Below are 13,373 nucleotides of genomic sequence, written 5' to 3'. Positions count from 1 at the left end.
CCGGCTCCTCGCACGGGACCTTGCGAGACACAGCACGACTTAATTTCACTACCGTTCGCTATGACACAGCTTCTAGAGACGTGCCGCGTATCTAGCAGAGCTTCCGAATGAGTCGCTAACAGTTATATGACATCTGACTAGATAGCATATGACCAAAAACAACAAATATGGAACTAATCAAGAGATGGGTCTCCGCATCAATCGCTGGAACTCTATCGATGCTAGTCGGGGGAGTCATCACCGTAGTTGGACTCTGGTACGTTGTAGTTCCCATTCTCATCGACATTTTCACACCCCCATCGCCGGGGCCGACGCCTGCTGGTGGCCATTCCGTATGGGCATTCGGATTGTTGATTATAGTGGTCGGAGCGGTGTTCTTGGTAATCGGGCTTCAACTAATCTACTACCGGGAATGAGAGACACGCTCTGTCTCTAGGAGCTGAGTCACCACATATTGGGATGAAAGAAAGGAGATCCTCACCACCGGTGAGAACCGGTCGCCTTCCGCCATCCCCTAACCGAGGACGGCGACCGCGGTCGGACGAACCGCCCGAGACGGCCCCACCGACGACCGGAACTAACCCGAGAACAACGAGTTGTGAACGGGTGCGTACTCCGACCCGCCCACGTCTTCGTCGTCCTCGGCCGTATCCGACACCGCCTTCCCCTCGACACCCTCGCTCAAGAAGTCCCGGAGCGGCGGCCCCACTCGCTCGGGCTCCACGAGGAACGCGTCGTGGCCGTGGTCCGAGTCGACGACGTGGTGCGCGACGGGCACCTCCGACTCCCGGAACGCCTCCGCGAGCGCCTCGGACTGCTCGGTCGTGAAGTGCCAGTCGCCGGTGAAGGAGAGCAACAGCGCCTCGCCCTCGAACGCCCCCAGCGCGGCGGCGTCGGACTCGTACCCCTCGGCGAGGTCGTAGTCGTCCATCGCCCGCGTCAGGTACAGATACGAGTTCGCGTCGAAGCGGTCGACGAACGACTCGGCCTGGTAGTCCAGATACGACTCCACGTCGCGGTACGGGAAGAACGCCGCCCCGGGGTCCGCGGGGAACAGCTCTCCGCCCGCCGACCCGCCCCGAACCGCCGAGCGCCGGCCGAACTTGTCCGCCATGGAGGCTTTCGAGAGGTACATCACGTGGCCCAGCTGGCGAGCCAGCCCGAGCCCCTGGTCCGGCCGGTCCTGCTCGTCGCCGTAGTAGTCGCCGCCGTTCCAGTTCGGGTCCGACGTGATGGCCCGACGCGCCACGGCGTCGATGCCGAGACACTGCGGGTCGAGGCGGGCGGCGGCGGCGACGGGCACGACCCGGCGCACGTCGTCGGGGTAGCGCTGGGCCCAGTCGAGGGCGTTCATCCCGCCGACGCTGCCGCCGACGACGGCGTGGAGTCGCCCGACCCCGAGGTCGTCGAGCAGGCGACGCTGGGCGCGCGTCCAGTCGCCGACGGTCACGGGCGGGAAGTCCGTGCCCCACGGCTCGCCGTCCGGCGCCTCGCTCGCGGGGCCGGACGTGCCGTAGCAGGAGCCGGGAACGTTCGCGCAGACGACGTAGTACTCGGTGGTGTCGACGGCCTTCCCCGGGCCGACGATGTCGTTCCACCACGCGCCGGCCTGCCCGGCGGGGTCGTGTGGGGCGTCGATGGTGTCGGCGTCGTCGGCGGCGCCACGGCCGCTCCGGTGGGTCGCGACGTTCTGGCTCCCGGTGAGCGCGTGACACACCAGAATCGCGTTGTCGCCGTCGAACTCGCCGTAGGCCTCGTAGGCGACCGCCAAGCTCGGCACGGACTCCCCGCAGTCGAAGCGGAACTCGCCGAGGTCGCGGACGTCGCGGTCGACCGCTACGCTCATTGGGTCACCTCCATCGGTCGCTCACCGTCCATCCGTCGCCCGTTCGATGCCCTGCTCCAAGTCGGCGACGATGTCCGCGGCGTCCTCGATGCCCACCGAGAGCCGGAGCATCGAGGGGTCGACGCCGGCGGCGCGCTGTTCCGCCTCGCTCAACTGGGCGTGGGTCGTCGACGCCGGGTGGATGACGAGGGTCTTCGCGTCCCCGATGTTCGCGAGGAAGGAGGCGAGTTCGACCGCCTCGCAGAGGCGCTTGGCGGCCTCGAACCCGTCTTCGAGTCCGAAGGTGACCATCCCGCCGAACCCGCCGTCGAGGTAGCGCGCGGCGTTGTCGTGGGTCGGGTGGTCCTCGAACCCCGGGTACGTCACCCACGCCACGTCGGGGTGTGCACGCAGGGCCTCGGCGACCTCGCGGGCGTTCTCGCAGTGTTTCTCCATCCGGATGGGGAGCGTCTCCAACCCCTGGAGGGTCTGCCAGGCGTCGAAGGGTGACTGCTGGTTGCCGAGCGACCGCACGGCACGGTGGCGGGCGGCCATGGTGAACGCCCGCTCCCCGAAGCGTTCGGCGAAGTCGACGCCGAAGGCGGGGTTCTCGCCCGACAGTTCGGGGTAGTCGGCGTCGGGGTGGTCCCACGGGAACGTCCCGCCGTCGACCAGAATGCCGCCGATGGTGGTGCCCGAGCCGTGAATCCACTTCGTCGTCGACTCCCAGACGATGTCGGCGCCGTGTTCGAGCGGTCGACAGAGTGCGGGCGTGCCGAACGTGTTGTCGACGACCAGCGGGACGGCGTGGTCGTGTGCGACTTCGGCGAGGCGTTCGAAGTCCGGCGTCTTCAGCGACGGGTTGGCGACCGTCTCGACGTGGACGAACGCCGTGTCGTCGTCGATGGCGTCGGCGTAGGCGTCGTAGTCGAGCGTCTCGACGACGCGCGTCTCGACGCCGCGCCGGGAGGCGGTCTTCGTGAAGTACGAGGAGGTGCCGCCGTACATGTCGGCGCTGGCGACGACGTTGTCGCCGGTCTCGGCCAGCAGGGTAGTCGCCGAGTCGATGGCGGCCATCCCCGAGGCGGTGGCGACGGCGCCGACCGCTCCTTCGAGGTCCGCGAGGCGGTCCTCCAGCACTCCGACCGTCGGATTGGAGATACGCGAGTACACGTCCCCCTCGGCGTCGAGGGCGTAGAGGTCGGCCGCGTGGTCGGCGTCCTCGAACACGTACGACGTGGTCTGATAGATGGGCGGGGCCAGCGCTCCCGTCTCGGGGTCCGGCCGCTGCCCGGTGTGGAGACTACGGGTCCGGAAACCGTCGTCGCTCATGTGTGAGGTGCATATAGCTGGAGATGCTTATAACCCGCAGTTACGGAAATCGTTGCGAGCGTCGCCGGACCCTCAACCCCTTCGTTTCGAGTGGAAATTCGCGTTTTCTTGAATGACTTGGTGTCGGCACCGGCTGCTCGGTCCGAGGCTCACTCACCGTCCCGACCGTCGGCGGGACCCACCCGCTGACCGCTCAGCGGTCGGGAGTCGGTGTCCATCGACTGCGGACTGATGCGTCCGGCCGGCACCTCGGGGCGCTCCGTCGGCCCGTCGGCCGCGACGACGCGGCGGGCCTGGCGGTGAACGCCCGCGAGGGCGGCGCTTACGACGAACGCCACCGCGGCGAGCACCGGGACGACGACCGGGAGGGGCCCGCCGAAGGCGCGGACGACGCCGAGGCCGAGCGCCACCGTCGCGCCGGCGACCAGTAGCGACGCGACCGTGACCGCGAACCCCGCCCGGCGGTTCGCGGCCGCGTTGTAGCGTATCCACTCCGCGTAGCCGCGGACGAGCGCCTCGGTCCGCTCCGCTCCCGAGAGGGCGAGCGCGCGCTCCAGCCCGTCGGCGTCGAGGCCGACGACCCGCGGGGTGGCCGCGTAGGCGGTCGTCGCCGTCAGCGCCGCGAGGAGGAGGGCGCCGACGCCGGTGGCGACGTAGGCGTTCGCCGCCCGCACGGTGGCCGGCCCCGACGCCAGCGAGAGCACGGCGGCGACGGCGCTCACGACCGCCGCCGTGAACTGGAGCAGGCGGAGCGCCTTCCGGTCGAGCGCCGCCAACGCGTCGAGCTGGGCGTCGAGCGTCGCCCGCGCCTCCCGGCGAAGCGAGGGCCCCTCGACCGACCCGTCCCCGACTCGTCCGCCGTCCGGCTCGCCGTCCGTGTCCATCGTCATCGAACGGTCCTCACGTCCCTCCCACGGGGCGCCTTCGGCTTAGTTCCCCCTCCGGTCGCGGGCTAATTCCACCTCCGCACCGCGGAAAACAGTTAACCCCCGCCGACCCGACCGTGCTACCATGGACCACATCCCCGACGAAGTGCGGGACGAACTGGAGGCGTACGACAACGTCGTCGGGACGGCACGGGGTCGAAAACAGGTGAACGGGCGGGACACCGGCGAGGAGGCGATAATCGTGCTCGTGAGCCGGAAGCTCCCCGACACCCAGCTGGACGAGACCCAGCGCCTGCCCCGGACCGTCGAGGTCGACGGCGAGACCGTGAAGATAGACGTGGAGGAGGTCGGCGACCCGCGGCCGCACGCGTCGGTCCGCCCGGCGGAGCCGGCGAAGCCCGACCGCAAGCGCGAGTGGCGCCCCGCCCCCGCCGGCGTCTCCTTCGGCCACCCCGAAATTACGGCCGGCACGCTCGGGAGCCCGCCGCTACGCGCCGACGAGGCCGGCGAGCCGGTCGTCCTGACGAACGCCCACGTCGCCGCCCCCATCGACGCCGCGAGCGAGGGCGACCCGATTCTCCAGCCGGGGCCGGCCGACGGAGGCACCGAGGAGGACCAGTTGGGGACGCTCGCCGACTACAGCCAGCCGACGGCGGGCGAACCCAACGAGACCGACAGCGCGCTCGTCGCGGTCGACCCCGAGCGGTACCGCGGCGACGTGCTCGGCGTCGGCACCCTCCAGGGGTGGACCGAGGGGACGATGGACGACGAGTACACGAAGAGCGGTCGGACGACCGGCGTCACGACCGGGAAGCTGAGAGGCACCGACGCCCGCGTGAAGGTGAACGGCTACCACGACGAGCCGACCCAGTTCGTCGGCCTCGACGTGTTCGGACCCATGAGCGCCGGCGGCGACAGCGGGAGCATAATCGGCGTCGAACGCGAGGACGGGCTGTACGGCACGGACCTGCTGTTCGCCGGCAGCGACCGGACGACGCTCGGTATCCCGATGGAGACGGTCCAAGAAGTCCACGGCGGACTGACGCCGCTCGACCCCGGCGAGACGGGCGGCGGAAGCGGGGGCGGCGGAGGGGGCAGTGGGGGTGGCGGCGACGACGGCAGTGGCGGTGACGGCGGTGACGGCGGTGACGGCGGCGAACCCGACCCCGACCGCTTCTTCCGCGCCCGCGTCGGCAACGCGCTCCGTCGGCGCTACGGCGAAGTCGTGCGCGCGGACGCCGCCGGCGTCGACTTCCGGGTCGAGACGTACCTCGCGACGCTGGTCGTCGCGACGGGGACGACCGGGGACGCCGCCCTCGACGCGGTCGGCCCGGTCGCCGCGGCCGCGGACCCCGAGGAGGTGCCGGTCGTCGTCTTCCCGACCGGGGAGGGGACCGACCGCCTGTCGTCGCTCGACGGGCGGGTACTCGCGGTCGACGTCGACGTCTGACGCGGACGGACGGCCGCGGTCCGGGGACTTTACACCCGACTCCGCCCAAGAGTCGCCAATGAGCGAGCAGGCCCCCGACACCGGGGCGGACGCGGAGCCGTCGTCGGACGACGACCCGGAGAACCCCTACCTGCGGGACCCGTCGACGGAGTTCGACCCTGCGGAGACGCTGTCGCGAGAGGACGCCGAGGCACAGGCCGAACTGCTCCGCGAGGCGGTCCGCGAACACGACCGGCGCTACTACGTCGAGAACGACCCGGTCGTCGCCGACCGGACTTACGACACGCTGTTCGCGCGCCTCGAGGAACTCGAATCGACGTTCGACCTCGACCGGACGGACTCCCCGACGGGGCGCGTCGGCGGCGAACCGCTGGACGAACTGGAGACCGTCGACCACGTCGCGCCGATGCTCTCCATCGACCAGAGCGGCGAGGTCGCGGACGTTCGGGCGTTCGACGAGCGCGTCCGCCGCGAGGTCGGCGACGAGTACGAGGTCGACTACGTCTGCGAGCCGAAGTTCGACGGGCTCTCGGTCGAGGTGGTCTACGAGGACGGGCGCTACACCCGCGCCGCGACCCGTGGGGACGGCGAGCGGGGCGACGACGTGACTCGGCAGGTGCGGACCATCGAGTCGATTCCGGAGCGGCTTCGCGGCGACCACCCCGACTTTCTCGCGGTCCGCGGCGAGGTGTTCATGCCCCGGGACGCCTTCCGCGAGCACAACCGCGAGCGCGTCGAGCGCGACGAGGAGCCGTTCGCCAACCCGCGAAACGCCGCCGCCGGGAGCCTCCGCCAACTGGACCCGGCGGTCGTCGCCGAGCGTCCGCTCGACTGTTTCTTCTACGACGTGCTCGGCGTCGGCGACGACTGGGACGACGCCGTCGACGCCACCGCCGACGCGGCGGAGACGAGCGAGTGGTTCGAGACCAATCTCGAGGAATACGAACGCCTGCGGGAGTGGGGACTCCAGACCGTCGACCTCGACGAGGTCGAACGCGTCGACGACGTCGACGGCGCCATCGCCTACCGCGACGACCTCATGGAACGTCGCGAGGGGTTGAACTTCGAAATCGACGGGACTGTCATCAAGGTGAACGACCGGGCGGCCTGCGCCGCGCTGGGGGTAACCTCTCGGCACGTCCGCTGGGCGTTCGCCTACAAGTTCCCCGCCCGGAGCGAGGTGACCCGCGTCACCGACATCGTCGTGCAGGTGGGTCGGACCGGTCGACTGACTCCAGTCGCCCTGCTCGACCCCGTCGATGTCGGGGGCGTGACCGTCTCCCGCGCGACGCTTCACAACCCGGAGGAGATAGCCAGACTGGGCGTCGCCGTCGGCGACACGGTCCGGGTGAAGCGCGCCGGCGACGTGATTCCGCAGGTCGCCGAGGTCGTCGAGAAGGGCGAGAGCCACGACCGCGAGGACGGCGAGGGCAGCGAGGACGGCCCGGACGGCCCCGAGAACGACCACTACGCGTTCCCCGAGCACTGCCCCGTCTGTGACAGTCCCGTCGAGCGCGACGGGCCGGTCGCGTTCTGTACCGGCGGACTCGCCTGCGACGCGCAACTGGAGCGGGCCATCGGCCACTACGCCACGCGTCGTGGCCTCGACATCGAGGGCCTCGGCGAGGAGCGCATCGAGCAACTCAGGGACGCGGGCCTGCTCGACTCCCTGCCCGCCCTCTACCGCCTCGGCCGCGAGGAACTCGCCGACCTCGAGGGGTGGGGCGAGACGAGCGCCGACAACCTCCTGCGGGAGGTCGAGGACGCCCGCGAACCGCCGCTCGGGGACTTCCTCTCCGCGCTGTCGATTCCCTCCGTGGGCTACTCCACCGCGAACAACCTCGCCCGCGAGTTCGAGCGAATCGAGGCGTTCCCCCTCGACGCCGACGCCGACTTCGACGCCTTCGAGGGGCGCCTGCAGACCGTACCCGACGTGGGGCCGACGGTCGCCCGAACGGTTCGGGAGTTCTTCGAGAGCGAGGAGAACCGCGCCGTGTTGAACGACCTCCTCGGCGAAGTCGACCCCCAGCCGGTCGACGTCGACGAAGGGACCGCCGACGCGCTCGACGGACTCACGTTCGTCTTCACCGGGTCGCTGTCGATGAGCCGAAGCGACGCCCAGGAGCTGGTTCGGAGCTACGGCGCCAACGCCACGGGGAGCGTCTCCGGCAACACGGACTACCTCGTCGTCGGCGAGAACCCCGGCCAGACGAAGCGCGACGACGCCGAGGCGAACGACGTGCCGGTAATCGACGAAGACGAGTTCAGGGAGCTACTGGAGGAGCGCGGCGTCGAGTACCCGGCGTAGCGGAGGTTGGACGGTGGCGGTAGTTTAGAGTCGCGGGTGCGGTGGCGGTGGCGGTCGTCGTCCAGCGTCGTCGACCGCGAGTGAGGGTCGGAGGCCCGAACGAGCGGCTCTTCTTTGGTCCAGCTTTCTTGTCGGGGGTCGAGCGCGCCGGAGGCGCGCGACGCCCCCGGCGAAGAAAGGTGGGTCTTAGAGGTCGGCCTGCTCGAACAGGAGCGCCCCGACGCCGACGGGGACGACCAGCCAGAACAGCAGGTAGACGACGACGAACGGGTCCGAGAAGTAAAGCGGGAGCGAGTCGCCGAACGCCTCGCCGATGCCCGGCGGACGGAAGATGAAGAAGCTGAACAGGTCGACCCGGGCGTCGACCGGGGTCACACCGGGAATCAGCGATGTGACGAGCGTCTTGTAGGAGGCGACGGGGTTGAGCAGCTTCAGGAACAGCTGGACGCGAATCTTCCCGGCCGGGTCGAGACCGAAGAGGTCCTTGATTCCGCCGGCGAGCTGGCCGGTGACCGGGCCCCAGAGGGTCGTCGACATGACGAAGACGGAGACGGCGGCGACGACCGCCTGACGGCTGGTGTTGGCGGCCGCCGAGATGCCGACCGCGATGCCGACGAAGACGACCGCGAGCAGCACCGTCAGGAGTGCGAAGCCGACGAACGTCCCGAGGGCGAACCCGTTCGCGGCGGGCAGGAGCACGACGCCGGCGATGAGGAAGCCGAGAAGCACGGGCAGCGCCATCACGCCGCTCCGGCCGAGCACCTTCCCGGCGACCACGTCGACGCGCGAGTGTGGCAACGAGAGCAGCAGTTTGAGCGTCCCCGACTCGCGCTCGCCGACGATGGCCGCGTACCCGACGACGATGGCGATGAGGGGGACGAGCAGGGCGGCGCCGTCCGACATGAACTGGACGAAGAGGACGACGATGCCGGCGTTCTGCTGGGCGGAGGCGTTCCCGCTCCCGAGGACGAATCGGAGCGCCGCGGAGCCGGCGAACATCGCGACGAACAGCGCCGAGAGTACCCAAATCCACCGGGAGCGGACGGCGTCCTGGAAGTCCTTCCGAGCGACGGCCCCCCAGCTCATGCCTCCACCTCCGACTCGTTCTCGGCGTCCCGCTCGTGGTCGGAGGCGTCCGTACTCTCGGACCGGCGGGGGCTCTCGACCCCGTTCTCCGTGTACGCGATGAAGAGGTCCTCGAGGGAGGCTTCGCGGGTCTCGAAGTCCGAGACCGAGGCGCCGTTGTCTTCGAGCGTCGAGATGACGCCCGTCTTCGCGTCGTCGTCGCAGGCGACGGTGACGGTGTTACCGTCGGCGCGTGCGGTGGAGACGCCCGGGAGCGCGCGGACGGCCTTGATGGCGTCCGCCGGGACGCCGTCTGTGGAGACGACGAGTGTCGCCTCGCCGCCGGCGGCCTCGCGGAGCCCCTCGACGGTGTCGGTGGCGACCATCTCGCCGTCGCGCATGATGCCGACGCGGTCGCAGATGGCCTCGACCTGCCCCAGCACGTGTGACGAGAAGAACACCGTCGCGCCGCGGTCGGCCTCGGTGCGGACGATTTCGCGCATCTCCTTCGCGCCCGCGGGGTCCAGCCCCGAGGAGGGTTCGTCGAGGATGAGCAGGTCGGGTTCGCCGACGAGGGCCATCCCGAGGGCGAGACGCTGGCGCATCCCCTTCGAGTAGCCCCCGGCCTTGCGGTCGGCGGCGTCGGCGATGCCGACCCGTTCGAGCATCGCGTCCGGGTCGAGGTCGACGCCCTTCGACTCGGCCGCGAACGCGACGTGCTGGCGGCCGGTGAGCCGCTCGTACACGTCGAACCCCTCCGGGAGGACGCCGGTGCGCTCGCGCACGGCGACGCTCTCGGCCTGCGCGTCGCGTCCGAGCACGCGCACCTCGCCCGACGTCGGCCGGACGAAGTCGAGGACCATGTTTATCGTCGTCGACTTCCCGGCGCCGTTGGGGCCGAGGAAGCCGAACACCTCGCCCTCCGACACCGTGAGGTCGAGCCCGTCGACGGCCGTGACGTCGCCGAACCGTTTGGTCACGCCCGACAGTTCGATGGCGGTCATGGGGTCCGGTAGCCCGGTCATGGAATAAAGGTGTTCGGACTCCGTCCGACGGGCGCGTGACGGCGGAGGCGACGGCGGCCGACGAGGCGCTCCGGCCGACGCCCGACGGAGCTTTTTCACCGCGGCGCTCGCACTCGGAGCGATGGACCAGCAGGGACTCGACTGCGCGCTCGTCCGCGGCGGTACCAGCAAGGGCGTCTTCGTGCGGCGGGACGCGCTCCCCGAGGACCCGAGGAGACGGGACGAGGCCCTCCTCGCCGTGTTCGGAAGTCCGGGGGCGAGACAGGTCGACGGCGTCGGCGGCGCCACGCCGACCACCTCCAAACTAGTGGTCGTCGGGCCGCCGGAACGCCCGGACGCGGACCTCTCGTACACGTTCGGGCAGGTCGGCATCGAGAAGGGGGAGATAGATTACGACGGCAACTGCGGAAACATGACCTCGGGCGTCGGCGCGTTCGCCGTCGACGACGGGCTGGTCGAGGTGGGTGAGAGCGCCGACCACGTCACCCTCCGCCTCCACAACACCAACACCGACGCCCTGCTCGACCAGCGCGTCCCCCTCGCGGGTGGCCGGGCGGCGACCCGCGGCGACTACGTCGTCCACGGCGTCCCCGGCACCGGCGCCCGCGTCGATACGAGCTTTCTCGACCCGGCGGGCGCAATGACCGGCGCGCTGTTTCCGCTCGGCGGGCCGACGACCGATGTCGGCGTCGGCGACGGTTCGGGCGTCGTCGCGGTCGACGCCGGCGGTCCCGACGACCCCGACGACCGGCACCCCGTCGAGGTCAGCGTCGTCGACGTGACCACGCCGGTCGTCTTCGTCCGAGCGCCCGCGCTGGGCGTGACGGCGACCGAGCACCCCGGGACGCTCGACGACGACGCCGAGTTCATGAAGCGGCTCCACCGCCTCCGCGGGCGGGTCGCGGCCGACCTCGGCTTCGTCGACGACCCCGCCGACGCCCTCGCCGAGTCGCCGAACTACCCCAAGCTGGCGGTCGTCGCGCCGCCGACGGGGTACGAGACGACCGACGGCGACCGGGTCCCGGGCGACGAGGTCGACCTCGTCGCCCGCGTCACCAGCCTCCCGACGATGCACCCGGTGTACGCGGTGACGAGCGCCGCCTGTACCGCCGCGGCGGCGCGGCTTCCGGGGACGGTGGTCCACGAGGTAGTCGAGGCGGGGAGCGCGGGTCGGGACGGAGACGGAAGGGGTGTCGACGGCGACGGCGTGACTATCGGCCACCCGCGGGGGACGATGACCGTCGGCGTCGACGTGGGTCGTGCCGGCGCACCAGAGCCGACAGTCCGCTCGGTGACGGTCGGGCGGACCCAGCGCCGGCTGATGGACGGCACCGCGTACTACCGTCTCTGAGTCGGTCGGTCACCGCCGGCCGACTCAAATCTCGTCGTCCGGGTCGTGCTCGCTCGCGACGCGCTCGACCTCCTCGGCGTATCGCTCCCGTTCCTCGGGGTCGTCGATGACTTCGAGGTTGTCGGGGTCGACGTCTTCCGCCGCGGTGACGGTCATCTTGTCGATGACCTGTGAGGCGAGCTCCTTGCGGAAGACGCCGTCGCCCTCGGGCGTGGCGTAGGTGAGGATGATGAGGTCGCGGTCGTTGTAGTCGCGCCCGACGAACCAGGTGCGGACGGTGTCGGTCTCGGCGTCGACGGCTTCGTCGCTCATGGACGTCGCTTCGGCGGCGATGGGTTAGAAAGCGACGGCTCGACGGGACGCGTCTGGGGTGTCCTACCGCGTTCGCTCGCCGCGCAGCGCGGCGACGTTCTCGGCGAGGGCGTCGACGGCGTCGCTCCCCTCGTCGGTGGCGTCGACGATTTCGCGGGTCGCCGCCTCGGTGCCGGCGGCGTGGTCGCGGACGGTCTCCAGCGTGGCGGTGAGTTCCTCGACGGTCGCGGCCTGGTCGTCGGTCGCGCGGGACACCTCGGCGACGCCGTCCGCGGCCTCGTCGATGGCGTCGGCGATCTCCTCGAAGGAGGTGAGCATCTCGCCGATCTGCTCGCCCGCGAGGTCGATGCGCTCGTGGGACTCGTCGGCGGCCGTGACCGTCTGTTGGGTCTGTGACTGCAGTTCCTCTATCTCCTGCGTGATCTGCTCGGTGTGGGCGCGCGTCTCGTCGGCGAGGTTCTTCACCTCGTCGGCGACGACCGCGAAGCCGCTCCCGGCCTCGCCGGCGCGGGCGGCCTCGATGTTCGCGTTCAGCGCGAGCAGGTTCGTCTGTTCTGCCACGTCGGAGATGACCTCCACGACGTCCTCAATGTCGTCCATGCGCTCGCCGAGGTCGGCGACGCTCCCCGCGAGGTCCTCGCCGATGTCGACGACGGCGTCGGTCGCCTCGCGGGCGTCGGCGCTCGCTTCGAGGCCCTCGGTAGTCGCGTCGCGGGCCTGCTCGGCCGCGGCGTCGACCTGGTCGGCCGTCGCGGCGACCTCCTCCATGTTCGCGCTGAACGTCTGCATCTCGTCGGTGCTCTCGTCGAGCAGAGCGTTCTGCTCGTCGACGTTGCGGGCGATGTCGTCGGCGGCCTCCGCGGTGCGGTCGACGGCCGCCGCGATGGTCCGGGTCTCGTCGTCCACGTCCGCGGCGAGGTCCTCGAACGCCGCGGCCATCTCGTTGAGTTCGTCGACGACGAGCAGGAGTCGGTCGTCGAGCGCCCGGTCGGAGGCGTCGAACGACGCTCGCGCTTCGAGGTGGCCGTCGGTGAGCGACTGGAGCGTCCGCTGGACCTCGGCCACGAGGTCCTCCACGTCGTCCGTGCGACAGACCTCCTCCGTGCGGTCCTGAATCGTCTGGATGACGGCGACGAACTCGTCGCCCTCGTACAGCGGCATGGCGGTGTGTGAGAGGTGGCGCTCGTCGCCGTGGCGGTCGACGTACACCTCCTTGTCGGCGTACAGGAGGAGTTCGGGGTCCTCGACGTCGAGACCGTACGCCTCGTCGGCGCGCTGCGGCGCGTCGAGCACCTTCTCGGCGAGCATCGGCGTGTCGCGGCCGTCGGGGTAGAACACCGTGCTGACCCGGTCACACCCGATTGCGGCGTCGTCGCCGGTGCCCGTGAGCTGTCCCAGGCTGTGGTTCCACGCGACGACGCTTCCCGACGTGTCGACGACGAAGACGGGCGACCCCATCCCGTCGATGAGCACGTCGTCGTCGATGTTGAGTTCGTCTTCGTCCGCGTCGCCCGCGACGTCCGCACCGGTCGCCGCGCCTTCGGACGCAGGGAAGTCGAACTCGCCGGTCCCGGCCCCGTCGCCGTCGACGGTGACCACGCCTCCGTCCGTCATCGACGGCGTCGATTCCGCGTCAGTTCCTCGCGCCGCACGTCCCGAGAGACGGTCGCGGACCCACCGGAGCGGCTCGAAACTCATTGTGCACGCTGCTTCCCGACCCTGCCTTAACCTTTCGCAGCAGGAATCAAATATGATAATCGAAGGCGCTCGGCACGGGGGACGACGCCGTCCCGCGGGGACGACACGTCAGTCTCAAGC

The 13,373-nt window shown here is 70.3% G+C and carries 10 protein-coding genes; 3 read left to right on the top strand and 7 right to left on the bottom strand.

The window, feature by feature from the left end:
• Window positions 1-577 precede the first annotated feature (577 nt).
• From metX to N5095_RS05760, 3 genes are all read right to left on the bottom strand, one after another.
• Window positions 578-1,846: a homoserine O-acetyltransferase MetX gene (metX, locus tag N5095_RS05770; RefSeq protein ID WP_267621790.1), complete on the bottom strand. Its 1,269-nt coding sequence runs from the start codon at window positions 1,844-1,846 to the stop codon at window positions 578-580.
• 21 nt (window positions 1,847-1,867) lie between these two features.
• Window positions 1,868-3,157: an O-acetylhomoserine aminocarboxypropyltransferase/cysteine synthase family protein gene (locus tag N5095_RS05765; protein ID WP_267621789.1), complete on the bottom strand. Its 1,290-nt coding sequence runs from the start codon at window positions 3,155-3,157 to the stop codon at window positions 1,868-1,870.
• 149 nt (window positions 3,158-3,306) lie between these two features.
• Entirely contained in the window at window positions 3,307-4,047 is a 741-nt protein-coding gene (locus N5095_RS05760; protein ID WP_267621788.1) for a hypothetical protein, read from the bottom strand.
• A gap of 121 nt (window positions 4,048-4,168) precedes the next feature.
• Here N5095_RS05760 and N5095_RS05755 point away from each other — a divergent pair, with 121 nt between their 5' ends.
• Together N5095_RS05755 and ligA are read left to right on the top strand one after the other, a co-directional pair.
• Window positions 4,169-5,494: a chymotrypsin family serine protease gene (locus N5095_RS05755; RefSeq protein ID WP_267621787.1), complete on the top strand. Its 1,326-nt coding sequence runs from the start codon at window positions 4,169-4,171 to the stop codon at window positions 5,492-5,494.
• A 58-nt stretch (window positions 5,495-5,552) separates the two neighbouring features.
• Window positions 5,553-7,802, top strand: a complete 2,250-nt coding sequence (gene ligA, locus N5095_RS05750; protein ID WP_267621786.1) for an NAD-dependent DNA ligase LigA — start codon at window positions 5,553-5,555, stop codon at window positions 7,800-7,802.
• 186 nt (window positions 7,803-7,988) lie between these two features.
• Here the strand turns inward: ligA and N5095_RS05745 are convergent, their stop codons facing one another.
• Window positions 7,989-8,888, bottom strand: coding sequence for an ABC transporter permease (locus N5095_RS05745; RefSeq protein WP_267621785.1), 900 nt, complete (start codon window positions 8,886-8,888; stop codon window positions 7,989-7,991).
• Window positions 8,885-9,871 carry an ABC transporter ATP-binding protein gene (locus N5095_RS05740; protein ID WP_267621784.1) on the bottom strand — a complete coding sequence of 329 codons (987 nt, stop codon included), beginning with the start codon at window positions 9,869-9,871 and terminating at the stop codon, window positions 8,885-8,887. Before N5095_RS05740 ends, N5095_RS05745 begins: the two co-directional genes overlap by 4 nt.
• Window positions 9,872-10,013: 142 nt before the next feature.
• Here N5095_RS05740 and N5095_RS05735 point away from each other — a divergent pair, with 142 nt between their 5' ends.
• A complete protein-coding gene (locus N5095_RS05735; RefSeq protein WP_267621783.1) occupies window positions 10,014-11,243 on the top strand; it encodes a PrpF domain-containing protein in 1,230 nt (409 codons plus the stop codon).
• A gap of 24 nt (window positions 11,244-11,267) precedes the next feature.
• Here N5095_RS05735 and N5095_RS05730 read toward each other — a convergent pair whose 3' ends face one another.
• Entirely contained in the window at window positions 11,268-11,555 is a 288-nt protein-coding gene (locus N5095_RS05730; RefSeq protein WP_267621782.1) for a DUF7967 family protein, read from the bottom strand.
• 63 nt (window positions 11,556-11,618) lie between these two features.
• On the bottom strand, window positions 11,619-13,253 hold the full coding sequence (locus N5095_RS05725) for a methyl-accepting chemotaxis protein (RefSeq protein ID WP_267621781.1): 1,635 nt from the start codon (window positions 13,251-13,253) through the stop codon (window positions 11,619-11,621).
• Window positions 13,254-13,373 lie beyond the last annotated feature (120 nt).

Source organism: Halobium salinum (assembly GCF_026586625.1).
Taxonomy (GTDB): Archaea; Halobacteriota; Halobacteria; order Halobacteriales; family Haloferacaceae; genus Halobium; species Halobium salinum.
Note: the sequence above shows the minus strand (reverse complement) of the source record. Positions and strands in the feature narration are given on the sequence as shown.

Bases quoted from the DNA above. Each gene is read 5' to 3' on its own strand.
- N5095_RS05730 (WP_267621782.1), bottom strand. From the start codon at position 11,555: ATGAGCGACGAAGCCGTCGACGCCGAGACCGACACCGTCCGCACCTGG.
- N5095_RS05765 (WP_267621789.1), bottom strand. From the start codon at position 3,157: ATGAGCGACGACGGTTTCCGGACCCGTAGTCTCCACACCGGGCAGCGG.
- N5095_RS05740 (WP_267621784.1), bottom strand. From the start codon at position 9,871: ATGACCGCCATCGAACTGTCGGGCGTGACCAAACGGTTCGGCGACGTC.
- N5095_RS05735 (WP_267621783.1), top strand. From the start codon at position 10,014: ATGGACCAGCAGGGACTCGACTGCGCGCTCGTCCGCGGCGGTACCAGC.
- N5095_RS05745 (WP_267621785.1), bottom strand. From the start codon at position 8,888: ATGAGCTGGGGGGCCGTCGCTCGGAAGGACTTCCAGGACGCCGTCCGC.
- N5095_RS05755 (WP_267621787.1), top strand. From the start codon at position 4,169: ATGGACCACATCCCCGACGAAGTGCGGGACGAACTGGAGGCGTACGAC.
- N5095_RS05760 (WP_267621788.1), bottom strand. From the start codon at position 4,047: ATGACGATGGACACGGACGGCGAGCCGGACGGCGGACGAGTCGGGGAC.
- ligA (WP_267621786.1), top strand. From the start codon at position 5,553: ATGAGCGAGCAGGCCCCCGACACCGGGGCGGACGCGGAGCCGTCGTCG.
- N5095_RS05725 (WP_267621781.1), bottom strand. From the start codon at position 13,253: ATGAGTTTCGAGCCGCTCCGGTGGGTCCGCGACCGTCTCTCGGGACGT.
- metX (WP_267621790.1), bottom strand. From the start codon at position 1,846: ATGAGCGTAGCGGTCGACCGCGACGTCCGCGACCTCGGCGAGTTCCGC.